Genomic DNA, 25,750 nt, shown 5'->3' with positions numbered 1-25,750 from the left:
CATAACGATAAAATGCCCCTCCGTTTGAAAGAGAGGCATTTATCTTTACTTTTCATTCTGTAACAGTTACTTCAATCGGCTCAGCTACAATATGCCATTCCTTCCCGAGCATTTGGAAAGTATGCATCGCAAACACATTCATTATTCCCGGCTTCAATGCTTGAATGGTATTGCCTTCAATTTTCACTTTGTCTTCTCCGCTGTTCACAAATAGAGTAGTCGGAATCGTCTCTCGTATGTCACCTCGATAGTTCACTTTTGATTTTATTTGTATAGTCGTTGTTTTTCCGACTTTCAGATTCACTTTTTTGTTCGGGATTTCCAGACGAATCGGAGCGTCCGTCAGCCACTGCGTGTTGTCTGTGATTGGTCCGACAACGCCCGCCTGCAAGGCTTGTCCAAATGGATCCTCGTCCCTAAACGTCCAATGCATATTCAGAAATCCGCGCTGGCGCATGTACTGGATGAATTCCGGATACAGACTGCCGTAGTTTGCGTTTAGCGTCGCGTTCATGCTGGCGCCGTACTGCATCATTTGCTGGGCTTTTTTCAACCTGCTGTCTATCGTGGTCGGAGCGCCTGCCGAGTAAAGATAACCAGTGCCGACTTCTCGTTTGAGACTGCGAACGTTTCTGATATGGTTGGCATCAAAGCTTTGAATCACTACGTTATCAATCATTCCAGCTTGCTCAATTTCCTGCATCACTTGCTTCTCGATGCCGCTCGTCTTCAACTCGACCAGCAGGACCACATCTTTCCCTTTAAACTCATTTAAAAACTCTTCAAAGGTGGGCACCTTTTCACCTTGGAATTCGGGACTGAACTTGATGCCGGCATCCAATGCACGAATCTGTTCAAGTGTTAAATCCTTTACATAACCGGTGCCGTTCGTTGTCCGATCCACATTGTAGTCATGCATAATGACCAGCTTGCCATCCTTCGTGATCTGCACGTCCGTCTCAATCATATCCGCTCCTAATTCAGAAGCCTTTCGATAGGAAGCTATTGTATTTTCTGGCGCAAGGGAAGGTACGCCGCGATGTGCTGCAACGACCGGGCGCTGCACGAGCGTATTCACTGGATATTGCCTCAACGCTTCAATGGAAGCTGCAGGGTTCTCCGTCACAATACCGTCCACTCCAAGATGAATGAGCGTATGGGCGGTTTGCACATCCTCTGCGCCGCTACCCCAAACGGAAATTGCGCGGCTATGTAAATAATGTACCGCATCAGGGCTCAGATTTTTTTGTGGCATTACCGCAACCATCGCATCACTTTCATGAATGTCTCGCGCGAAAGCGGCCATATCATTCTTATTGAAGGATGACTTATTGTAAAGAAGGGCACCGCGAGCCGTTTTTATAAAGCTTCGCATTTCTTTCACGATGGCAGGATTGCTGGATAAAATCTGAAAATCCAGCATCTGTGTTTCTTTCATGATATTCGCTAGACCTACAATATCCGCATGTTCCTCCACCTGAACAACCGGAATGAAGTTGCCTTTGATGTTGTCTAGAGATTTTTCAATAGGAGCTCCGTCAACAGTCCATTGCCCCTGTACATTCCGCTTTGCCTGCAGGAGAACCGAAGATGCCCCTTCTTGCGCAACGGTTTGCGAAATGATCGTAGGAGGGTTTACGATATTCGTTTTCGTTTCTTTCGGAAGAAAAGCGTTCGTTTTCGCTAAAGGAGGAAGCGCATTCAGATATTCATTTACCTTTACATTATCGAATTGAACCGTCGTACCGTTCGCTTGAAAGCCAACATCCCCATTCGCCCATTTCCCGGCTTGATCCGTATCAACCACAAGCTGCCAGTCGATGAACTGCTGGACACGATTGCCGCTTGCGATCACTTTGATATGATAGGTTTTATTGAAAGCCATATTTTCCGGATAAAAATTTGTTTCCGGCACAACCCACTGATTGCTTTCATTCCGAATCGCAAACTCCAGCCCGTTCATTGCCGTAGTGCCTCTGCGCATAGCGAATTGATAATACGGATAAGAATTGGGCTGTACACGATACATCAACGAAGCCCATCGGCTGTCTTCCACCGCGCTTTTAAACGTCATATCCGCTTCAAAAACGTAATTCCCTGATTGATTTCCTAAAGGAATCACTACTCTAGCAGGAGAGGCAGAAGATGGAGAAGTTAATACTAGCTTGCCTTCTATGACCTTGGCATCTCCCTGGACCAGCTTCCAGCCGGCAGGCAGCAGCCCGTTAGCGATTTCCTCAAAATTCTCCTGTGTGAGTGTTTGCTCCGCAGCATGAACCTTGGTTGAACGGTCAACCGGAGCCATCCATATACTTCCGAAAATACTTGCCGATACTAGAATAGCTGCAACCTTCTTTGATTTCCCCTTGAATTTCATTGTCATTGCTAGTCTCCCTTTTAAATTAGTAGAAACATAGTGACTGATCGTGCGAGTGTTCTTCTGTCACTTTTAATAGAAAGAGAGAGAAGAAATAATTGAGTTTCCTATGAAAATAGTACCTAATGAAGGTAAAGGTGGGATTAATGTTTTGCAAATATTCTGTAAAAATTTTTGAATTTTCAAATGATAAATTCTATTTTGCCCCTGGTACCCAGATTTTTGTTCAAGCATTTGCAAAAAGTATTTACTAGGCAATTAAATTGTCTAAATGACAAAAAAGAGAAGTGCTTTTAACACTTCTCTCTTCCTAAACTTTATTAATTTACTTTAATTTCCTCAGTGAACCTTACATACCTTGTCTTTCCATATAAGCATCAATAAGCACAAACAGCTATCAAACTTCGACTAAATTAGGAAAGTGACAAGCTCCAAAAAAAGTGTTTAGTTGAGTAATTAAATCCTGGAATACTGGGTGTTCATGATACATGAAGTCGTTATGTTTCCCATCAATGATGTACAGCTGTTTAGGTTCTGCTGCTGCATCGTAAAATTTAAGGGATTCATCGACTGGATGAAGTAGATTATCCTTTCCATGTGCTACAAATAATGGACATTTAATGTCTTTCGCCGTTTTTTCAGCATTCAACTCAATAATCGATTCAGTAAATTGTAATTGTGTTAGCTTCCCAAATGGTGATAAAGGTGCAAGTTCTTTTTGGACATAATCATTAGTGGCAGGGTCTAATGGATAATGAATAAATGGATCCTCGTATTTTGAACTTCCAGTTGTGACACGAAGAATACGGTCTTCCTCGATCATCTTTTTAATCTCTACCCACTCAACATAGGAATGGATGGATTTTAACCATCTTTCACCGTTAAAAAAACCGTTTAGTGCGGCAACTGCCTTCACGCGGTCATCGGATGCTGCGACGCGCACAACGTTCGAGGCACCCATTCCCCAGCCGATTAAGCTAATATTTTCAGGATCTACTTCTTCTTGAAGCTGCAGGAACGTAATCGCATTTTTGATATCTTGTACTTGCTCATCTAAAATAACTCTACCTTGCTGCCCCTCACTTTTTGCAAATCCACGGTAATCAAATCCGAGGCAAACATAGCCTGCTTCAGTTAAATTACGGGCAAACAAACGCGGATAAAATTCATTAAAGCCCTGGTATCCAGAGTTAGGGATAATAGCTGGTCTTTTTTCACCAGGCTGATAATCATCTGGCAAATAGATCGTCCCATCTAATTTTAATCCTTCACTATAAAAACTAATTTGGCGTTCTTTCATGTTTAATCCCTCCAAGGTTTATTAATTCGCTTAAGTGGCGAATGTTTTTTAGGTTTTCTACATTTTGAATACATTCAAATAAATCATCGCAACGCGCTGCTCCTAATATCGGAGCTACTAAACTAGTAAACTTTTGCCTCTTTTCCGTGGATGTAAGCGGATAATCATAGTCACCCTTTGCTTGATGGATGCGAGAAGCATATAAGTTCCCCTCAGAATCTACAATTTCGATTCTGCTTAGAGCCTTTTTAGGAAATTCACGATTACATTCTTCACTTCCATAAACTTCCATTTTATCCATGATTTTTAGAATCTCTGGATTTTCTAACTCATTTAATACTTGATCGGGACCGACTTCACCCGCATACAGATAAGCGGCAACTGGAAAGGTTAAATTATATTGCGCTTCTTCCGTATTTTTTGGATAGCATCGACTCAAACTGGCAGACTCGGTAAAAGTATAAATGGTTATTTTTTCAACATTTTCCTTTGATAAATTATACTTTTCTATCAATTCTCGCAAAGCTTCGATACCTGGCTGGGCCCACCGGCAACAGGCGTAAGGCTTATAGTAGAGTTCTTCTGTTCTATAAACTTGCCCAAATTCTTGTAAGTAAGCATGGGCTTCCTCCATTTCAAAAAGAGATGGAATCCCCGTAAAACCCTCTTTTGCTAAGTAAGCAGAACTGATTCCTGTCATACTTCCCCAGCCGATCCCGTCCTTCAGCATGGATGGCTTTTCAATGCAGCGCATCATTGGTGAATAGGTCGATTGGTATTCAGCGATGCCAAGCGCATGATGCATTTCACCTTCAGATAATCCGATTACCCTGCCTACCCCAGCGGCTGCCCCAATGGCTCCCCAAGAACCAGTACAATGGTATTCAGAACGAAGGTGATGGGCGAGAATCCCAGCTCTAATCCCTACTTCATATGCTATTAGCAACGAAGTCAGAAATTCTTCACCTGAAATATTGTACTCTTCCGCAGCAGCAAATACGGCGGGGAAAACAATGGCACCTGGATGTCCTTTCACAAGGCGATGACCATCATCCATATCCAGGGCATTGGCTGATGTTGCATTGACAAGGACAGCTCCTGAAGCACTGAGTTTATAAGAACTCATGAGAATTGAGCTTGCTCCAGCTCCCCATTGACTTCTGGAAAATTTCCTCACGATTTCAAATACATTTGTTTTGGTTCCTGCAATCGTACAGGCAATAATATCTGTAAGGGCTTCTTTTAAAGCTTGCTTAACATGGATGGGAATCGAAGAATAAGATTCTTCCATCATATACTTCACTAATTTTCCAGAAACCATCTGCAATCCAGTTCACTTCCCTAGTAGAGAACGTTATTTTTTAATTAACCCTTCCTCTTCTAACCATTGACGGCTTACTTCTGTCACATCCTTATGATCTACATCAACGGAATAATTGAGGGTCATCATCGTTTCATTATCGAGAAGATCCGCCAATTTATTAAGCAACTCAGAGATTTCAGGATTTTTATCTGCTACTTCCTGTCTTACAACAGGAACCCCATTATAGGCTGGGAAGAATTGCTTATCATCTTCAAGAACAACGAGATCAAAGCCTTTAATACGGCCATCCGTTGCGAAACCAACTGAAATATCGACCTGTCCATCCTTTAACGCATTGTAAAGCAGCCCAGAATCCATTTTCACTACGTTCTTTGAAGGGAATTCAAAACCGTAATGCTCCTGTAAACCCTTTACTCCATCTTGTCGGGCATAAAATTCTGCATTAGAAGCAAACTTTAATTTCTTTGAATCATCATTTACAAGCTTCGATAAGTCTGAAACGGATTTTATCCCTAATTTTTCCGCTGTGTCCTTCTTCATCAAGATGGCATAAGTGTTGTTAAAATTGGCTTTATCTAACCAAGCAATTCCGTTTTCCTTATCGTTTTTCTTTACTTTTTCATAGGCTTTATCGGAATCTGTTTCCACCGCTTGTTTTTGATACACGACTAACCCAGTACCGGTATATTCCCAATAAACATCAATTTGTCCATTTTCTAAGGCAGAGCGGACGACAGTACTTCCCATATTGCTCGCTTCCTCAATATCATACCCCTTGTCTTTTAAATAAATAGAAGTAATTTTAGATAGAATTTGCTGCTCCGTGAAATCCTTTCCTCCTACCGTCACTTTCCCCTTACCTTTGCCAGAACCACCTCCATTATTACTTGCACTTGAACTGTTACATGCTGCTAAAGAGATGAGCATCATGACAGCGCATAACAGATAAACAAATTTCTTCATTGGTATTTCCTCCCCTTTTAGTAAAAATTAAGCTGCTTCGAGTGTTCTTTGAAGTCCCCTTGGAATGAGCACCTTTTCGAATCTTCCCAATAAAAAATCAATCAGGATGGCCAACAGGATGACAGGGACAGCTCCAGAAAGCATAATCCCAGTATCATAGAGGGAAATTCCAGTAAATATTAAATCTCCTAAACCACCGCCTCCAATAAGAAAGGATAAAGCAGCAGTTCCAATATTTATGACCACTGAGGTTCGAATCCCCGCCATGATTGCATACATGGCATTGGGAAATTCAAGTTTAAAAAAGATTTGCTTTGAAGTCATTCCCATTCCTTTTCCGGCATCGATAATGAGAGGATTGACGTTTTCAACCCCTGCGACTGTATTTCGAAGGATGGGAAGTAAGCTATTAAACCAAAGTGCGAAAATCGCTGTTTGCCAGCCTAATCCAAAGTAGCTCATCACAAGTGCAAGAATCGCTAAACTTGGTACCGTTTGACCTATGTTTGCAAAGTTCATCACGATCCAATCATATTTTTTAAATTTTGGACGTGTGATCAGTATACCTAGAGGCACAGCTGTGGCAATAGCTAGAGCCGCCGAAATTCCTACAAGCTTTAAATGCTGTCCAGTTAAATAGAGTAAGTCACCGGGATTATCAATAATGAACTGAAATGCTCCGGTAAAGTATGCCCAGCTTAAAATCGCCAACACAATTACATATAAACTGATCTTTACGATTTGTTCCGTTTTTTTACCTGTCAAAATGCCTCCCTCCTTATCTTACAATCGAGATATCTTTCGGATGGACTTCCGTTAATAAACTAAAATCAGAGACACGCAATACGCCTATTTTCCGGTTATGATCATCGACTACACACGCCTCTCCATTTGGAGCCATTAACAAGGCGGCTAAAGCGGACTTTAGGTTCTCGTTAACTGAAATGACCTGCCCATGCCACTCATTATTCAATCGGTTCTTTTTAAAGCCATCAACTAAAACAATCAAATCTCGAACGGTTAATAGCGTTAATCGCTTTAAGGAGCGGTCGTCTCCGACGAAATCACGGACAAAATCATTTTTTGGCTTAGACAAGATTTCATCAGATGTACCGATTTGCATGAGCTTCCCTGTATCAAAAATAGCGATTTTATCTCCTAATTTAATGGCCTCATCGATGTCATGACTGACAAAAAGAATCGTCTTTTTCATTTCTTTTTGAATCTTCAAAAATTCATTTTGTAAGTGGTCCCGAATAACGGGATCCAGTGCCCCAAACGGTTCATCCATTAGCATTACGGGCGGATCTGCCGCTAAAGCACGGGCAATACCAATCCGTTGCTGCTGCCCCCCTGATAATTCATATGGAAAACGCTTTTGAAACTGACCAGCGTCCAATCCCATCATATCCATAAGGTCACTATATCGTTTTTTCATTTTACTCTGATCCCAGCCCAGCATTTTCGGAACAACATTAATATTCTCTTCAATCGTCATATTTGGAAATAATCCATTGTGCTGAATGACATATCCAATCGATCTTCGAAGCTTAATCATATCCATGGAATGAATATCTTTACCTTCTACTTCAATCATACCGCTGGTAATGGGAATTAAGCGGTTGACCATTCGAAGCAAAGTCGTCTTTCCACATCCGGATGGTCCAAGGAAAACACAGATTTCACCTTGTTCAACTTGAAAATTAATATCATTAACCGCGGTCACTTTTTTGTTACCGCTTTCATAAACCTTTGTGACATTTTTAAATTCAATCATTCGACTTCACCATCCTCCTCATTTAGTTACGTTTTAAGATCTAGCACTTCTCCCTGCTACTTTCTTCTGCAACTTCCCTAACAATAAATCCACAGAAATGGCTAAAATGGAAACGGCTAATGCTCCTGCTTGAATCATCGCTGCATAGCTAGTTGAAATACCGCGGGCAATGTAACCGCCTAACCCGCCTGCTCCAATGTAAGCCGCAATGGCCCCTATACCAATGGTAAGAACAATCGCCATTCGTACACCTGCCATAATGACCGGAAAGGCCAGTGGAAGCTCTACTTTTACTAAACGCTGAAAGGTGGTCATTCCCATTCCAATTGCTGCATCTCTTACATTCGGATCCACATTCTTAATCGCAATATAGGTGTTTCGAATAATCGGTAATTGGGAATACAATATTAACGCCACAATCGCTGGTAAAAATCCAATTCCTTGATTAATAAGTGAGAAAATAGGAATCATGATCCCAAATAATGCGATACTCGGTATCGTCATGATGATACCTGCTACAGCCAGAACCAATTCAGCCAAGGATTCCCGCTGTGAAATATAAATTCCAAATGGTACCCCAGTAAAAATAGCAATTCCAACTGCTAAACCAACTAATTGAATATGTTCTAACGTCATCCTAAGCATTTCTGACCAATTGGTTGAGACGAAATCTAGAATCTCCAACTTCTGCACCCCCTTGCAAACTATTTATCTATATATCTTGCAAGTACCGTGCCAACACAGAATTAAAGATATTTATGTAATTTTCTAAAAATTTTGTAAAAAAACCCGCCAATCGTGTAAAAAAATATTTACAAAATACTCTCCCAAAGAGAAAGCGGATTCAAAAGCAATAAACTTTTGAATCCGCCTCTTATTTAAAGCTCCTCTGTGAAATACTTGTTCATTTTATATAAAAGGCTTTGTCTAGAGATTCCTAGTTTTCTTGCTGCTTTGGAAGGTTGTCCGAGCGAGTCATCAAGTGCCTTTAAAATATATTTCTTTTCCATCTCATCCAAGAGATCTGGCAATGGAATATAGGTGTCTTCATCCAAAAAATCTGTAAAACTTTGATTTTTAATATCGCGGATCTCCCTTGTGAAATCCTCAATCGTAATGGAATCCCCATGGCATAAAACGACGGCCCTTTCGATCGCATTTTCGAGCTCGCGAACGTTTCCTGGCCATTGATAATTCATTAAATGGTTCAATAATTCTCTGTTTGTTTGATAATTTTTTTGATGTTTGATCCGATACTTGTCCAAGAATTTTTCCACTAACAGGGGAATATCCTCCTGTCGTTCTCGTAAGGAAGGGATATAAATATCTACAATGTTTAAGCGATAATATAAGTCTTCTCTAAATTTCCCTTCTTCTACAAGCTTCTTTAAATCCCGATTGGTTGCACAAATAATCCGAACATCTACTTTTCTTAAAACATCACCGCCAACCCTCATAAACGTCTTGTCCTGCGTGACTTGGAGAAGCTTCGCCTGGAAAGCAGGTGAAATCTCGCCAATTTCATCTAAAAAAATCGTGCCTCCGTTAGCGGCTTCAAATTTCCCCTTCCTGCTGGAAACGGCACCAGTAAAAGAACCCTTTTCATGACCAAACAGCTCACTCTCAAGCAATTGCTCTGGAATCGCTGCACAATTTACTGGAATAAAAGGGGACTGTTTTCGCTCGCTAAGCATATGGATCATTTGGGCAATTTTTGTTTTTCCCGTTCCACTTTCACCTTGAATCATGATATTGGCTTCTGTAGAGGAAACCCGTTCTACCAGCCTAAGGATATCTTTCATTGCACTGCTGTTAGCCACTAATTCCCCATTCACCTCTGATTGCTGAAGCTTTTCTTTTAATCGCTTATTTTCCTCTTTTACTCCAAGCCATTCAAATCCTTTTTCAATGGTAACAAGCATTTCGTTTAACCGAACAGGTTTTACCATATAATCAAAAGCTCCCGCCTTCATTGCCGCTACGGCGTTGTCAATATTTCCATACGCCGTCATCATTATAAAAATCTTGTTAGGATAAAGCCCGCTAAATTCTTGTAAAAGCTCTAAACCACAAGCATCAGGCAGTTTCATATCTAAAAATACTAGGTTAGCAGGGAGATCTGATATTTTTTTTCGTGCCTCCTGACCGTTTGCAGCGGTATAGACGGTATAGCCTTGTTTCGTAAGCGAAGATTTTAAGATTTTTAAAATTTTGGATTCATCGTCCACAAGTAAGATGTTCTTCATGACCAAAATGCTCTCCTTTCTTCGATGAGTTTAGGCAGCTGAATGGATAAATTTGTACCACTTAAATCAGATTCAGCTAGAATATCCCCGCCAAACTGCGTGGTGATTTCATAGGCAATCGATAACCCTAATCCCGTCCCTTCTTTTTTGGTTGTATAGAAAGGATTAAAAATCCACTTAATTTCAGATTCGGGTATCCCAATCCCCGTATCTTTTATTTCTACAAGCCAATTTGCATCTGTCTCCATTAATCGAACAGATAACGTTCCTCCCTCTTCCATTGCATGCAGACTATTAATCATAACGTTTAAGAACACTTGACTTAATTTCCCTTGTTTCGCTAAAACAAACGCTTCATCAACGTCAAATATTTTTGTAACGGAAATATTGAGCTCAGAAAATTTATTTTTCAATAGATTGAGAAGTTCGTACAATACGGCAGCTAAATCAACTTGTTCCCATTCATCTTCGAATTCCCCTTTTGATAAACTCAAAAAATCAGTTAATAATTGATTTAAGCGATCCGTTGTTTCTAAAATATCCTCACTCATTTCTTGAACATAAACAGGATCCTTTACATCTAGTAGAATCGCTTCCGCTGCGGCTTGAATGATACTTAGCGGGTTTTTGATTTCATGGGCGATTCCTGCCGTTAATTGTCCTAATGAAGCCAATTTTTCACTTTGCTTAAGATAATCCTCCATTTTTTTCATATCACTTACGTCTCTTATAATAAGAATCGAACCAATAATCGTTTGATTTTCATCACTAAATAACGAGGAATAAATACGGACATCACGCTTGTTTCCATTTTTATCATAAATATAGCTTTCTTGTTCGTTAATTTCTCTTCCTTCCTTAATCGTTTTCCATGATAGAAATTCTTCTTCAGACCTTTTAAAGGGAACCTCGATAATAAATTTGCCCATTACCTCTTCGCGAGCATATCCTGATAAATCCTCTGCTCCCCTATTAAACGTCACAATCCTTCCATCTTTATCGATGGTGATGATTCCGTAGGGGATGGATTCTAAAATATAGAACAAATGCCTTTCTTTATTTTTTAATTCGATCGCCATGTTTGCCATTGTGTCCGCAAGGTTCTCAATCTCGTCCCCTGTTTGAAGCTTTTCAAAGTCATCCCTTTTCCCTTCAGAATACTCCTTAGCCTGTCTCGTTAATTTGGTTACAGGATGAATGATTCTAAAAGCTCCGAACAAGGTTAATAAATAGGTAAGAAACAGCACCAGTAAAAAACCTTTCAATAGGAGAACCTGAACCTGTTTTGATGGTGCCATTGCTTGTTCGGTGGATTCACCAATAATCAGACCCATTCCCCCTAAGGTAATCGGCCTGTACGAAGTAAGCAGTGATTCATGAAACAATTCCCCTTCCCAAATACCACTTCGATATCTACTTAAACCTTGACCTAACGGATGCTCCTTTAGCGATTCTCCAATATATTTTTCCTGTGTATGAGCGATGATCGTTCCATTGCGATCCACTAATACATTAAGCCCTTCCGTTCCAATTTTCCCCTGAGAAAGGTAATCTGATAGGACGTTTAAGTTAACATAGGCTAATACGGCGCCTCGATAATTTTCTTTTTCATCAAGAACAGGATAGGCAATTCCGATTGTTTTCCGGCCATCCTCCAGAGTTAGGAGATTCGTAATATAAAACGTCTTGCTCCATTCTAACCGGTCTAAAATATCATGGACTTCATCATAACTTGAATTATTTACATTTGGGATGGTGGCAATGGAATTTCTAGATACGTCGATAACTTCTAGGAATAAATACAGTGGATTTTTAGAAACAACATGGTCCATTTCGGTCTGATAAAAAACCGTGTTTTCGTTGGAATCACTTAAAACATACTCGGATATGATGCGGATATCATTGATCATTTTCTCGAGCAAAAAGCTGGTCTTGGTACTAATCGTTTTTCCCATTAATTGATTTCGATATTTAATTTCTGAGTGTACTGAATCATGTAAGACATTCGTCGTAACATAATAAATGGAGGCTAAAGAACCAAATACAACTATAAACGTAACCAGTACATATCTTTTTGTTATTCTAGATTGCAATAATTGTTTCAAGTTCATGTCTCCTATACATAATTTTTAGAAAATTTGCGTATATCTGATATTATAGTAGAATAAGAGAAACAAAAACAGCCTTACATTAAAGTATAGGTGTTTTGAACCATACTCTATGGCAAGGCTGTTTAAAATCGGTCTTATACAAATTCCTGCTCTGCAATCTCTTGATAATGCCTCATGGTTACATGGACATCCTCATCTCTTATAACAGGGAGCAGCGTTCGTATTTCTTTCACTAAGCTAGTATCTATTTCACAGATTTGGACGGACGGCTCTCCATATGGACATTGTGCAATAATTCGGCCATATGGATCGATTACCTTTGAATTTCCATAAAACGTGATGTCGTTTTCAATCCCTACACGATTGACTAATGCTACATAGCATCCATAAATTCCTGCATAAAACTTTCCTACTGTTTCCCAGCCCTTAGAACTGGAATACTGACTGCCAAGACCGCCATCTGGGCTATTAATTAATCCGATCAGCAGTGAAGTATGCTGGTGGGCTGCAATGTGTGGCAGTGACGGGTGCCATAAATCATTACAAATGAGCATGCTGGAGGTAAAAGAGCCAATTGGTTCGACCTGAACTTTTTTACCTCTGGAAAAATATTTCCCCTCTTCAAAAACACCGTAATTAGTAGGATAAATCTTCCTTTGAACAGAACAAATCTTACCCTCTTTGATCATCATCGCGGAATTATAAATTTGGTCGCCCTTCCCTTGTTCAACAAATCCGAAAACGACATTCATTCCAATCTCTTTTGATGACTCGCATATGAGCCTAATTTCTCGGGAATCCAACGTTAAAGCTACATCATACAGCCCTTCTTTCAGATCGTAACCCGTTAAAGATAACTCAGGAAAAACAAGCAAATCCGCTTTCTCTTTATTCAATTGCATGAAGTCAATCATTTCTGATACGTTTGCCTCCACGTTTCCAAAAACAGGCGCCACCTGAGCAATTCCTAGTTTCATATATCTTCCCCTTTCGCTCATATTTCGGAGGTGCCTGTCACCTACGAGATTCCACATGCATCAGCTAAGACATCGACTAAATGAACCCCTTGTACCTGACCGCTGCATCCCTGCCTTTCGATTCCAACCCGCATTTGCAGCAAACACCCTGGATTCGTTGTGACAACGGTCGCGGCATTCGTCTTTTCGACGTTTTCCATTTTTTGATCCAGGATTTTCATTGATTCCTCAAAATGGAGAAGATTATAGATTCCTCCTGAAGCACAGCAGCTGTCACTTCCAGGAAGTTCAACAAAGCAAGCACCGGGTATGGATTGGAGTAATTTCCTTGGCTCCCGGTGTACCCCTTGCACATTTCGTAAATGACAGGAATCCTGATAGGTAATCACACCATCCCATTCTTTCTTAAACGGGAGCGGTCCGAATTCAACGAGGACTTCACTAATGTCTTTGGAGGCAAAGCTAAATTTCTTTGCCCGTTCCGCCCATTCTTCCTCTTTTTCTAGAAGGTGGTCATATTCTTTCAGAAGAGCCCCGCACCCGCCTGCATTGTTAATATAATAGGCGGATTCTGTTTCCTCAAAAGCAGCAATATTTTGTTTCGCAAGCTCCTTGGCATGTTCCATCATTCCTTGGTGAGCATGCAGGGCACCACAACAATTTTGCGATTTTGGAATAATCACTTCGCAGCCAACCAATGTTAACAGCTCAATCGTTAACCGGTTGGTTCGATTCAGTAATGCGTCCGATATACAGCCTGTAAAAAAAGCAACTCTTGCTTTTGTTTTACCCTTAGCAGGAATAATCGTACCTAGTTTGATCCGTTTTGCTGGGGACTCGATCTCTGGCAGCACAGATTCAAATGTTGCCATCGGTTCTGAAATTTTGTGAAGAAGCTTTGTTTTCTTCACCATGGTTCTGAGACCGGATTTTTGATAAAACCACGTTAAATTTCCGATTAATCTCATCCGCTTTGGATAAGGGAAAACCTGTTTTAAAATTAATTTTTTCAACTTATCATTCTGGTTCGTTTGCTCTTCTGCAATGACCTGTTTTGCTGATTCTAAAATATGCCCATATGGAACACTTACAGGACAAGCGGTTTCACACGCGCGGCATCCTAAGCAAAGGTCAATCGGTTCAGCCAAGTGCTTGGAAATATCGATCTTTCCTTCCGCCGCCATTTTTACTAGATTAATTCTCCCTCTTGGCGATGCCGATTCCTTTCCCATGGATTCATAGGTTGGACAGGCAGGCAAACAATATCCGCACTGGATACACTGATTGGTAGCTTCATAGGCTAATTCGTATAATCGATTGCCCTTCTTTGGGACGAGAGAAGGCGGCTGAGGGGAGGGACAAGGCTCGGTTTTCTTCAATGGAGCATTCATACTATACGAGCACCACCTTTGTTTGCCCTGCTTTCGGAAATATTTTTCCCGGATTTAATATATTGAGAGGATCCCATGCCTCTTTTACCTTCTTCATTAACCCAAGGCCCGCCTCCCCTAATTCCATTTCCATGTATGGGGCTTTTAGGATCCCAATTCCGTGCTCACCTGAAAGGGTTCCACCGAGTGATACAGCAGCTTCAAAAATCTCACTGACCGCATTCTCAACTCGTTTCATTTCTTCAATATTTCGTTTATCCGTAATAATATTAGGATGCAAATTTCCATCACCTGCATGACCAAAAACAACTAAATTAAGATCATATTTTTTGCGGATATGACTCAATTTCTCCATCATCGCCGGAATTTGGCTGCGGGGCACGGTAGCATCCTCTGAGATTTTCGTCGGTCCCATTTGCGTAATGGCCGGAGACACCATGCGGCGTGCCTTCCAAATGTCTTCCCGCTCCTGGTCTGTTTTGGCGGTTCTAACACTGGTTGCCCCCGCTTGCCAGCAGATCTCCTCACATTTTTCAATTTCTTCCTGGATCGCCAAAGGATGTCCGTCTACTTCAATGATAATGAGTGCTTCAGCATCAATCGGAAGACCACATGGACTAAAGTTCTCCACTGCCCGAATACAAGGATTATCCATCAATTCCATTGCAGCAGGTAAAATACCAGAAGATAAAATTTTCGTGATCGCATACCCGGAATCAACTAATCTACTAAAGGTTGCCAATAAGGTTTTTTGTGCAATTGGTTTTGGGATTAACCTCAATGTCGCTTCGGTTACGATCCCGAGCGTTCCTTCCGAGCCAACAATTAATCTTGTTAAATCATACCCGGTTACATTTTTAACTGTTTTCCCGCCAGTTCGAACAATTTCCCCTTCTGGCGTGACCACTTCTAAGCCAATGACATATTCTTTCGTGGTCCCATATTTAAGCCCTTTTGGCCCGCTTGAATTCTCTAATAAATTCCCGCCAATCGTAGATATCTTTGAACTGCTTGGGTCAGGAGGATAAAACAGCCCCACTTCTTCTGCTTTTCGATGAATTTCACCGGTCGTAACCCCTGGAGATACAATGGCCAACAAGTTTTCACGGTCAATAATGAGTTTTTTATTCATCCTCGTCATATCTAAGACAATTCCGCCCTCAACAGGCAGTGGACCTCCACTTAATGAGGTAGCCGAACCTCTTGGATAGACGGGAATCCGATACTTGTTTGCTAACTTCATAATTTGACTAATCTCGTAAGCGTTTTCAGGTTGAACAGCTAGTTCAGGTAAATACTCACCAAAAGAAGCATCATAGCTATAAGAATAAAGATCTTCCAGCCCAGTCATCATCCGATTGGCAGAGACAATTTGCTCGATTTCTTTTACTATAACAGCTTCCATTCCTTTACTTCCTTTCTAAATCCCTAACAGTTTTTTAGGATTGTAATTGACCATTGTGGTAATTTCTTCTTCTGAAATGCCGTTTGCTAACATCTCCTCAATAAAATTGCTTAACGCTTTAATAGGCGGCACATTATGGCGCTGTCCATAATCAGTCACCATTACACAGGACTCGGCACCTAGCAGCTTAATACTCTCCGCCATTTCCTGGGCTGTGATATCATCAAAATCTTCGCTGCAGGCTAAATAACATTTTTCCAGAATACAGCCTTGTTTTACTAACTGTTTTTCTAATTCAAAAGGTACCCTTGCAATGCCTAAATCGGTATGTTGGATTAATATTTTCTCTACCTTTCTTTCTTTCGCTGCTTCTACTAAAACAAGAACTTCTTCTGCCGCCAAATGCCCTGTGGCCAAAACAATGTTCGCCTCAGCAATTAACTCTAATATTTCATAAACCTCTGGAAGGAGGTTTTTGTCTTCATCCCATATTTCAATTCCAGCAGCTGGATGGGTCATGGCACGTTTACTATTGAAAAATTTCGTTTTTTTCTTGCCAAAATATCGCTGGTGCTCCTCAGCCGAAAATGTAGGCATCCAAATGATTTTCGCCCCTAACCGGATCGCGGCATCAACTGCAGTGGCGGATAGGCCACCGGTAAAGTAATTACATACTAATCCTCCGTATACATGTAACCCCGGTTCCTTCTCACGAATAAGACTTGCCCGGTCGACCGTTTGCGCTTCATGGGCTTTTAAGACAACACCCGCCATTTGTGACTTTTTCACATCCTCGACAAGTTCCCAATCTGTTTGCTTCCGTGGAAACAAACTAGGTGAACTATGAACATGCAATTCAATGGCCCCTTTAAGCAATGGATGAAATTCATGATTCATATTCGTCACTCCTTAAATAAATTCACTTTCTTATAAGATTAGTAAGCAATTTTCATGCCAACTCTTTTAAAAGGGGACGTTTCAAGGGATAAAGAAGGTTAAGGAGATTTCGTGTAAAAAAACCAAACCAAAAGCGCAAGTTTTTTTTACACTATTTTTCTTTGTATAACATGATGAATATTGATAGTTATGATACTTGTGCGTCAAAATAGGTGAGTATCATTTACTTGCTTAGTGATTAGGGGTAATTATGTATGAACAGATCAACAATTCCAGTCATTTTTTTCAACACACAAGAGAAAAAGGCTGCCTCAGCAACCTACTCATATCCTCGTCCCTTTATGGACGCATGTTAATGTCTATACTACTTCCTCAACACAGACCTTAGAATTTTATTTAGGATTTTGATTATTTTTCCATGGGGGATCACCAAATTTATGGAGCACTTTATTTAACTTATAAATTCCTAGTGGGATTAACAAAGAGAAAACTGCATTTATGAGGATGAACTTCGAAGGAAGTCTTCCTATTATAAAGTCCCACATGGTTTACCTCCTTTATTTTTGGGTTTCCATGATCGTCCCGATACTACGTACAATGATCTTGGCATTAACGCGTATGTTACTTTTTGAAAAATAATGTGAACCACTCTCCCAATCATTTTTAATGGTTTTCCAACTATCATAGTGTTCTTGATGTAAATAGGAGCCTAATCCTAAAACATCGGCATTATATTCCTTTTGCGTTTTTTCAATCATTCCTGCTGTTATTTTCTCAATTTCTTTTGCCACTTTTTCTTCCAATTTAGCAACCGTTTTAGGTTCAAATATATGATAATCTCCAAATTCCTCACCCAAATTACCTTCAACCACAACATCAATCGTAAAGTCTATTTGATCTTTATTGGTGACATTCGCATGTATTTTTCTTTTTGCATCACTAATTTCAAATACGACCAATTGACCATCAATAATGACTTCAATAACCCCTCCTTTTAGTTCACCTGTAATAAAATTGACTCCCATTGTTTCCCTTCCATTTAGAGTTCCAATCATTTTTTTACTATCTCCTTTAAAAATAGCAGAACCAGACAGATCTACTTTTTGACCATTCGACTTTATGAAAGGGATGAGGAAGCTGTTTGTTCCAAGTAAGGATTTATGTACCCTACCAATATTCATAGGAGGTAATATCTCACCATTTTTGTAAGCATTTTCTGTTATCGAATCAATATACATAACAGGTAATCTCTCTACTCTTGTCTTTGATTCTAAAATATCCTTGGTTGTATCCTTGGAAATCATCAATTTTGTTGACCGCCGCATTTCATGATCTCGCAAGAAAATATCTAATACCTCAGCAAAATAACCCTTTTTCGCTACCTCGTCTGAGATAATGATCATCTTAATATGCTGGAAATAAGGGGACCGTGCAATTTTTTTCGACATATCACGGACAATTTGAAACATTGTATTACCACTGGCTGCAGTATTAAGAAACGGTTCTTGCAATTGACTGGGATCTCCCCCCCCTTGTAAAGCACTTGGAACCACAAATTGAAATGTCACCTTAAATCTCTCTTTACCAATGGAATCCTCGGTCACCTCTGCCTCATCTCGATCCTCTAAATTGTCATGATCTGAAGGATCGATACCCACTCCTATCACATATCCACGTTCTTCACTCTCCACTTGATCCCAGCATCCAGTTAGAAGCAAACATAAACTGACATATAATAAACCTTTATACATTCCCCTTCACCCCGCTTATTTTTGCGAAAATGAGCAATAGAGAAGGAATAATCATACTGAACACGATACCTAAATAACTGATATATAATCCAAATGTTGAAAATTCATTAAAATTTTGAGGTGTCATCGCGATTATATAAATGATGGGTGTTAAGACAAAGATGAACGTCATTCTCTTTATCCTTTTAAAGATTGCACAAAGTGCCAAAAGAGCGACATCAAATGCCATGGCAGCTGTGCTAAATAATGTCATAACCCATATCGTGAAAAATATCGATTCAAATCTTCCAAAAAATCCACCTGGTATTTCCACTTGTTTTGCTAATTCTGCCGTTGGAAAATTGAGATTATTCGTTACTTCGACGCCAAACACACCAATGGCAACCAAAAACACAATCAGATATAAAAGAAAGGCTATTGTCATTCCAATTAGTGAAGCTTTCAAAGTCTTTTTCGGTTGGTTATTATGCACATTATAAAATAATAAAATCTCAAAGCCTAAGAAAGAGAATACGGTTTCCTTTGAAGCCTTAATGACGTCTAACCACCCCGTAATAAAAAAAGGCTTGATATTTTCCATTTTGATAAATGTGATATTAAAAACGATTAAGATTAATATAATAAACAGGATGATAGGTATAAACATAATATTTAATCGTAATAATCCAGTGCTTGGACCTGCTACTCCATAAACAACCACTAACAGAAAAACTAAACAAATGACTTCGACAGGAGTGACATCAAACAAATATAGTTTGGCAATGCTCGCGACCCCCCTCATTTCATAACTAACAAAGAGCATCATATAGAAGGCAAATAAAAAGGTGATACCCATTGCAACTGGCTTATTAAAAATGGACTTCGAAATGTCAAAAAGGTTTTTCTTAGGGAATCTTGTAATTAATCGTGCAACCACTCCGGTAAAAAAAAGTGCAACGAATGCACCAAGACAAATGGATATCCAGCCATCTATTGATTTTGTGATATCTACAATGGCACGTGGAAGAGTAAGAATCCCAAATCCAATCACATAATTAGCGACCAGGAATGTGACTTCCTTATTTCCAATTTCCTCGTCACCATATTCAAAGGATTTCATGAACTACTCCTCCTTTGTATCCATCCTATTATCATCTTCAGTTTGCATAAATTGAGGTCTTCTCGATAACATGGTAAGAGGGGCCCGGATAACCAAATCCTTTAAATCATGTTTAAAGTTTGGTGAAAATGGAGCTGTATATGGCAACCCGAAGCTTTTAAGCCTCGCCAAATGAACATTGATCATAATATACGTTAAAATAATGCCATAAAGACCGAAAATACTTGCCGTAAGCATTGTCACAAAGCGAAGCATCCGAAATGCAATTCCCGCACTATAGGAAGGAACCGCAAAAGAAGCAATCGCAGTAACAGAAACGACTATTACCATGACAGGACTGACAATACCGGCTTGAACTGCAGATTCACCAATAACCAAACCGCCTACAATACCAATCGTCTGACCAATTGGCTTTGGTAAGCGTAGTCCTGCTTCTCTTAACAACTCCAACGTAACTTCCATCATGAATGCCTCCACCACTGCCGGAAAAGGCACACCTTCACGTGAAGCAGCGATGGAAAATGCCAGTTTTGACGGAATCATTCCCTGATGAAAGGAAACAAGAGATATATAAAGTGCTGGAAGAAACAAGGAAATAAAAGCTCCAATATATCTTAAGATTCTAACGAGGGAACCGATCATCCAGCGTTCATAATAATCCTCTGGGGATTGAATTAAAGCTACAAACGTCACTGGTGCGATTAAAACAAAAGGTGTTCCATCTAAGAGAATTACGACTTTTCCTTCTAAAATCGAGGCACAAGCTTTATCTGGCCTTTCCGTATGAAGAACCTGAGGAAAAGGAGACATAAAACTGTCTTCAATCCATTGTTCAATGAACCCAGACTCTGGTGCATCATCCATATCGATTGAATCCAATCTCTTTTTAACTTCCTTTACAATTTCAGGATGAACAATACCATCGATATAGACAAGGAAAAGATCTTTTTTCGAACGCCTTCCAACTTGAAAGTTTTCAAAACGAAGATTCGGATCTCGAATATGTCTTCGTATAAGTACTGTATTTGTCCGCACATCTTCAGTAAACCCTTCTCTTGGTCCACGCACTAATGCTTCTGAAACTGGCTCTTCAATTCCTCTGCTTGCCCAACCCTTCGTACCAATCAGTAATACATCCGTTGTTCCCTCTACAAAAATGGCGGTTTCTCCCGAAAGAACAGCTAACATCACAGCATCGAGAGTTTGAACTTTTTTCAGCTCACCTATTGAGAGGATCTCATTCTCCAGTTCGATTAACAATTCCTTCTCATTGGCTGGAATTTCTTTATTTGCTTGCGCCATACCAAGCTGAATATTATTAAGAATTTGCGTATTTACAATATCCTTTTCAACTAAGCCATCAATATAAACAATCGCACAACGATGATTGGAATTTCCGATTGTAACGATTCGAATGATAAGATCATTGGGAGAATGCAGCAGCCTTTTAATTTGTTCAATATTTTCCATAAGCGTAGGAAAGATTTGATTTGGATTTTCGTGATTTTGCTTCTTTTTATTTACTTCGTGCTTCATCTGTTGCAGGATTCTTTTTTTTAAAAAGCGAAACATCACATGCATCCCCTCTAAAACGCAAAGTAACCAATTTTTAACACGAATTTTTTTTAGTTTGTGATAAATACTGTTAACTATGCAAAAAAACGCATTTATAAAGTAAAAATGCTCTGTCAAAGAATAATCGTATTTTTAGATATTCTCCTCAAATCTTGTATAGAAAATCTGTTGTGTTTCGTGGGGGGGCTTCTTTTTTATCCTCCTCTCTCTAAGCTTCTAATAGATAAAAATTACACCCTTGTCTGTAAGTCAAGGGTGTTTGATTAATTTAGTTGATTTTGGAATTGAGTGGAAACCAGAATAAACTGGCCCTTTTGTCGAAAACCTACTAGCCTCGTCTATTTTTGTCTCCTTTTATCTTGTTTTATCGAATCTATTCCATATATGTTAAAAGATGCTATAATTCAATCCAACTCTATTAGAATCAGTTTACTGAAATTTGACGAGGTGTATTCTGCAATGAGACTAGAACAATGTGAAGCTGCTATAAAAGTGAAAAAAAACGAAATGATTAATTTAGGAATGACAAAAGGACTTCAAAATGAAGAAACCATCCATTGCAGCCAAGAACTAGACAAACTGCTTAATGATTATAATAGGTTATTATTGAACGATAAATATTCTAAACCCCTAAATAATGATCTTGACTTTTTCTTTATACTTAAAATACAGGTACATAAGATTTTAACGATTCCGTACAGGTATTTTTTTATTTAGTGGCATTAGTGATATTTTATTATTAACTTAATTTGGATACCGTTTTTTAAATAACGGTATCTGTGATGATCAATGAAACATGACTATGGTAAAGCGATCCTACTAGATAACCGTGTTAGATAATAACTGAATTAAAGCCACTTCATTATGAAGTGGCTTTATACTTATTAAGGGTTTCCACAGGGACGGTTCTCATGGTTCAATTGAGATTGGACCAAAAGAACCGTCCCCATGGTCACTCTCTTTTTGAATTCGTCCCTCAACTTCGTAACTGAAAGGTTTTGGAAGTGTTTTAACATAATCTACTGTTGCTTGTAGGTCTTCTGGACCTACTTCTAGATTCGTTGAAAGTGCACCAATACCATATTTGAGATTTCTGTACATATAGTTGTTCACAACAACGGAGTATTCTTGGTTTGGATCGATTTTATTACCATTTGGTAATACGATATCTACCACTTTGTTCGTGGCAGAATCCCACGTATATTTAAATCCAGCAATATGGAAATCAAGACCTTTATCAGTAATTTGATTATTTAATACGGTCTCGATATCTGCACCACTAAGTAATACTTTATTTAGTACATTTCCAAATGGTTGAATGGCAAATAAGTCGCCAAACGTAACTTCACCAGCATCAAGTTGTGCTCGAACTCCACCACCGTTCATCATGGCAAAGTCAGCATTCATTGAAGCTTTCATTCCGTCAGCTATTAAGTTTCCCAGTGCAAAATCACCGAATGTATCTGTAGAGGGATAACCTTTTGGTAAAGTTGCCATCGAATCTCCAACGATCTCTGCTTTAATTGGAGCAATTAAATCTTCATATTTCTTCATAATCGCAGAAACGGTAGGATCTGGTGTATAGTCTTTTTGGTATACAGTTACGACTTCAGCTTCCTTTTTAACGATTTCGCCTGTTACTGCATCCAGCTCTAAATCAACATCTGAAAATGCGGAGCCATAAGAATAAGCTTGAACGATTAATTTATTATCTACTTCCTTATCAACATATACGTGATTATGAGCTGCAAAAATGACGTCTACTTCATCATCTACTTTTTCTGCCATCTCAGATGCATCAAATATATCTGCCTTACCTGTTTGAAGTGTAGGATTATGCGCTAGAACGACAATCGCTTCAATTCCTTGTTTTTTAAGAATATCCGTATACTGATTAATGGCTTCTGCCTCATCACGGATTTCAAGTGTTTCATTTCCTTTTCGGACAATCATGGTTGGTGTTTTTAGTGGTTGGTCGATGTGTACCCCCACAGTGGACTTTCACCACCTAGATAGTTGCCATGCCTGGCACACAAAGAAAAGCATCCTAAATAAGGATGCGTAATTAATCATTTTTTTAATCTTTCTTCAATAACCAATGATGGAAAATAAACATCAAATTCATTTGTTTCCTTTTCATTACGATTCATACTGATTCACTGCAACATTTTCCAATCCTGAAACTTTTCTTCCTGCTTCATATTAATATATCATAATAGAATCCTCGGCAGGTGTTTCTTCCTTTTCCTCCACTTGGGGTTCCGTAGGTTCCTTTGATAGGGTTTAGATTTCATTTTCCCTTTCCTTTACCGACTGAGAAGAAAGTAAACATTGCGTTTCAACATTGCTATTATTTTCACCGTTTATCAGTTGAATATCTTGATTGCTCTCCATCATTTCATTTTCAGTTATCAATTGGGTTGGTTCTAAGGTCATCGTTTCTGGAGATAATTCATCGGTAGTATCTACCTTTCTCTGAGAAACATCTTCAGAAGAACATGCAGCCATTAACATCAAAAAATGATCAAAATTAAACCTTGCTACATCTTTTTCATTACCTCCCAAAATTATCCTGTACATATAAAACGATTTAGAATTAAAAATGTTCCCTATTTTCTAAAAAATAGTTCAATGGTTACAATCTTGAAAAATTCCAACACTCTATTACACCTACCTATTAAATACTAGATTAGAGCTGCGAGTTAGGGAAGTTTCTAATCTCCTTTTTAATTACCCACATTTACACTGATATAAACTACTATTTTCGGATTTTTACTCACTTTTTCAACTAGGAATGGCGCCTCGTAGTCTGGATAGTCCCTTTAGACTGTTTTTTTATATTTCGAGTGATGGTTTTAGAAGAAATTCTGGCAGTAGCTTTAAATGGAAGTTTGTATTTCTTTTAAAAAATGGTGAAACAAAGGAGTATGGTTCGAGAAGTGACAGCACCGGTATTTACAGGAAACGATATTTTTTGTCGGAATATTCATTCCATTACAATATATACTTCGACAAATATATTTAAGAGCTTGTAATAAAATTTAATTCTACGTGTATCACGTAATACTACATATAATGGGAGGAATTTAAATGAAGAAGAAACTAGCTGTACTATCTATTTGTTCTGCTCTATCATTTTCACTACTTGTTGGGGTCCAACCGAACAAAGCAAAGGCTTCACCAGAGCTGGAACATTATGTTGTAGCCTATAAGGGGAAACTGCCATCTAATTTCTCTGAGAGAATTGAAAAATCAGGCGGGAAAGTAGAACGAATCATAGAAGAAATTGGCATCGTAGAAGTAGCATCCAATAATCCTACTTTCCTTACAAATGTAATAAAAGATGCAAACGTACAATCAGCAGGCAGAGAACTTGAAGCATACTTAGAAACAGATCCCGATACCAAAGTTAATTTTACCCCAGGAACTCCAAATGGAGTGAAAGTTACTTTAGATGCAAACTCAGTCAGCTATTGGGATAAACAATGGGACATGCAGCGTCTTACTAATAATGGGGAATCTTATAAATTAAATGACGGAGATGAAGATACAGTTGTTGCGGTAATTGATACTGGTATTGACTTTAGCCATCCGGACTTGAAGGATAATGCTGATTTGAAAGGCTCTAAAACCTTTGTACCGGGAACTACAGATGCTTGGGACCAAAATGGCCACGGCACACATGTTGCTGGATCGATAGCAGCTAATGGAAAGGTAAAGGGTGTTGGTCCGGATTTAACTGTCAGAGCTTACCGTGTTTTTGGAGCAACTGGAGGAGCACAGCAATCATGGATTACCAATGCCATTGTAGCCGCAGCAAACGATGGCGTTGAAGTTATAAATATGTCCATTGGCGGCTGGCGCTGGATGGCTCATAACCTAGAAGAGAAAGGTGATTCCGCTTCAATGGTTGCCTATCACCGTGCCATTCAATACGCAATTCAAAAAGGAGTTACAGTGGTCGTATCTTCTGGTAACGACTCAAAAGACCTGAACAATTTACATGATATGCAAGCTTATTGGAAAGCTACTTATGGATTAGATATTAAGGGTCCTTCTCGTGTAGTTCCAGCACAAATTCCTGGAGTGATTACCGTGTCTTCATCTAATGAGTGGTCAACAGATGGAATCGCATTCTACTCCAATTACGGGAATGCCATTGATGTTGCTGCTCCTGGAGGTGATAATGGCCCATTGTACGACAGTCTTTACCGTCAAGATCCGACAGGAAACTATTTAAATAAACGTGATTTTACGTATCGTACATTATCTACTTATCCTAGTTATCCAGTAGGGGGAAATGCTACAACGCAATTTAGCGACGGACAATGGCATGGTTACTCATATTTGCATGGTACTTCCATGGCAGCACCGAAAGTAGCTGGAGTTGCTGGAGTCATTAAAGCCGCTCACCCTGAGTATACTCCTGCACAAGTAGCAGCTGCCATCAGACAAAGTGCCATTGATTTTGGAAAAGTTGGAGTAGATCCACTATATGGGTCAGGCGAAGCAAATATTTATAACTTCTTGTCAAAGGATACTTCTAAGTAGTAATTT

The 25,750-nt window shown here is 39.4% G+C and carries 20 protein-coding genes; 2 read left to right on the top strand and 18 right to left on the bottom strand.

Features of this window, described 5'->3' with window-relative positions:
* Positions 1–52 precede the first annotated feature (52 nt).
* The 16 genes from CHI06_RS15555 to CHI06_RS15480 form a co-directional block, all read right to left on the bottom strand.
* The gene (locus tag CHI06_RS15555; RefSeq protein ID WP_095249544.1) at positions 53–2,383 is read right to left on the bottom strand and encodes a glycerophosphodiester phosphodiesterase family protein; all 2,331 of its coding nucleotides are present in this window, start codon (positions 2,381–2,383) and stop codon (positions 53–55) included.
* A 391-nt stretch (positions 2,384–2,774) separates the two neighbouring features.
* Complete coding sequence (locus tag CHI06_RS15550) at positions 2,775–3,677, bottom strand: alpha/beta hydrolase (protein ID WP_095249543.1); 903 nt, start codon at positions 3,675–3,677, stop codon at positions 2,775–2,777.
* Positions 3,658–4,998 (bottom strand): MmgE/PrpD family protein, encoded by a 1,341-nt coding sequence (locus CHI06_RS15545; RefSeq protein WP_257009326.1) that lies wholly within the window; start codon positions 4,996–4,998, stop codon positions 3,658–3,660. Before CHI06_RS15545 ends, CHI06_RS15550 begins: the two co-directional genes overlap by 20 nt.
* A gap of 33 nt (positions 4,999–5,031) precedes the next feature.
* Positions 5,032–5,964 carry a glycine betaine ABC transporter substrate-binding protein gene (locus CHI06_RS15540; protein WP_095249541.1) on the bottom strand — a complete coding sequence of 311 codons (933 nt, stop codon included), beginning with the start codon at positions 5,962–5,964 and terminating at the stop codon, positions 5,032–5,034.
* A gap of 27 nt (positions 5,965–5,991) precedes the next feature.
* Positions 5,992–6,729, bottom strand: coding sequence for an ABC transporter permease (locus CHI06_RS15535; RefSeq protein ID WP_095249540.1), 738 nt, complete (start codon positions 6,727–6,729; stop codon positions 5,992–5,994).
* A 13-nt stretch (positions 6,730–6,742) separates the two neighbouring features.
* Positions 6,743–7,741: an ABC transporter ATP-binding protein gene (locus CHI06_RS15530; protein ID WP_095249539.1), complete on the bottom strand. Its 999-nt coding sequence runs from the start codon at positions 7,739–7,741 to the stop codon at positions 6,743–6,745.
* A gap of 33 nt (positions 7,742–7,774) precedes the next feature.
* Entirely contained in the window at positions 7,775–8,425 is a 651-nt protein-coding gene (locus tag CHI06_RS15525; RefSeq protein ID WP_095249538.1) for an ABC transporter permease, read from the bottom strand.
* Positions 8,426–8,619: 194 nt separating this feature from the next.
* Positions 8,620–9,987 carry a sigma-54-dependent transcriptional regulator gene (locus tag CHI06_RS15520; protein ID WP_095249537.1) on the bottom strand — a complete coding sequence of 456 codons (1,368 nt, stop codon included), beginning with the start codon at positions 9,985–9,987 and terminating at the stop codon, positions 8,620–8,622.
* On the bottom strand, positions 9,984–12,092 hold the full coding sequence (locus tag CHI06_RS15515; RefSeq protein WP_095249536.1) for a PAS domain S-box protein: 2,109 nt from the start codon (positions 12,090–12,092) through the stop codon (positions 9,984–9,986). Before CHI06_RS15515 ends, CHI06_RS15520 begins: the two co-directional genes overlap by 4 nt.
* Before the next feature lie 140 nt (positions 12,093–12,232).
* The gene (locus CHI06_RS15510) at positions 12,233–13,075 is read right to left on the bottom strand and encodes a nitrilase-related carbon-nitrogen hydrolase (RefSeq protein ID WP_179292641.1); all 843 of its coding nucleotides are present in this window, start codon (positions 13,073–13,075) and stop codon (positions 12,233–12,235) included.
* A 41-nt stretch (positions 13,076–13,116) separates the two neighbouring features.
* Positions 13,117–14,466, bottom strand: coding sequence for a (Fe-S)-binding protein (locus CHI06_RS15505; protein ID WP_095249534.1), 1,350 nt, complete (start codon positions 14,464–14,466; stop codon positions 13,117–13,119).
* 1 nt (position 14,467) lies between these two features.
* Positions 14,468–15,871: an FAD-binding oxidoreductase gene (locus CHI06_RS15500; protein WP_095249533.1), complete on the bottom strand. Its 1,404-nt coding sequence runs from the start codon at positions 15,869–15,871 to the stop codon at positions 14,468–14,470.
* Between the two features lie 15 nt (positions 15,872–15,886).
* Positions 15,887–16,768 carry a DUF6282 family protein gene (locus tag CHI06_RS15495; protein ID WP_095249532.1) on the bottom strand — a complete coding sequence of 294 codons (882 nt, stop codon included), beginning with the start codon at positions 16,766–16,768 and terminating at the stop codon, positions 15,887–15,889.
* 557 nt (positions 16,769–17,325) lie between these two features.
* On the bottom strand, positions 17,326–18,519 hold the full coding sequence (locus tag CHI06_RS15490) for a Ger(x)C family spore germination protein (RefSeq protein ID WP_095249531.1): 1,194 nt from the start codon (positions 18,517–18,519) through the stop codon (positions 17,326–17,328).
* A complete protein-coding gene (locus tag CHI06_RS15485) occupies positions 18,512–19,618 on the bottom strand; it encodes a GerAB/ArcD/ProY family transporter (RefSeq protein WP_095249530.1) in 1,107 nt (368 codons plus the stop codon). Before CHI06_RS15485 ends, CHI06_RS15490 begins: the two co-directional genes overlap by 8 nt.
* Before the next feature lie 3 nt (positions 19,619–19,621).
* Entirely contained in the window at positions 19,622–21,190 is a 1,569-nt protein-coding gene (locus CHI06_RS15480; protein ID WP_095249529.1) for a spore germination protein, read from the bottom strand.
* 462 nt (positions 21,191–21,652) lie between these two features.
* Here CHI06_RS15480 and CHI06_RS29395 point away from each other — a divergent pair, with 462 nt between their 5' ends.
* Positions 21,653–21,910 carry an aspartyl-phosphate phosphatase Spo0E family protein gene (locus tag CHI06_RS29395; protein WP_142300966.1) on the top strand — a complete coding sequence of 86 codons (258 nt, stop codon included), beginning with the start codon at positions 21,653–21,655 and terminating at the stop codon, positions 21,908–21,910.
* Positions 21,911–22,102: 192 nt separating this feature from the next.
* Here CHI06_RS29395 and CHI06_RS15470 read toward each other — a convergent pair whose 3' ends face one another.
* Positions 22,103–23,185, bottom strand: coding sequence for a 5'-nucleotidase C-terminal domain-containing protein (locus CHI06_RS15470; protein WP_257009318.1), 1,083 nt, complete (start codon positions 23,183–23,185; stop codon positions 22,103–22,105).
* A 291-nt stretch (positions 23,186–23,476) separates the two neighbouring features.
* Positions 23,477–23,758 carry a hypothetical protein gene (locus CHI06_RS15465; RefSeq protein WP_095249527.1) on the bottom strand — a complete coding sequence of 94 codons (282 nt, stop codon included), beginning with the start codon at positions 23,756–23,758 and terminating at the stop codon, positions 23,477–23,479.
* A gap of 525 nt (positions 23,759–24,283) precedes the next feature.
* On the opposite strand from CHI06_RS15465, the gene CHI06_RS15460 reads away from it, so the two are divergent.
* Positions 24,284–25,744 (top strand): S8 family peptidase, encoded by a 1,461-nt coding sequence (locus CHI06_RS15460; protein WP_095249526.1) that lies wholly within the window; start codon positions 24,284–24,286, stop codon positions 25,742–25,744.
* Positions 25,745–25,750: the final 6 nt, after the last annotated feature.

This window comes from Bacillus sp. 7884-1 (assembly GCF_002272245.1).
Taxonomy (GTDB): domain Bacteria; phylum Bacillota; class Bacilli; order Bacillales; family Cytobacillaceae; genus Neobacillus.
The sequence above is the reverse complement of the archived record's forward strand: the minus strand, read 5'-3'. Positions and strand labels throughout refer to the sequence as shown.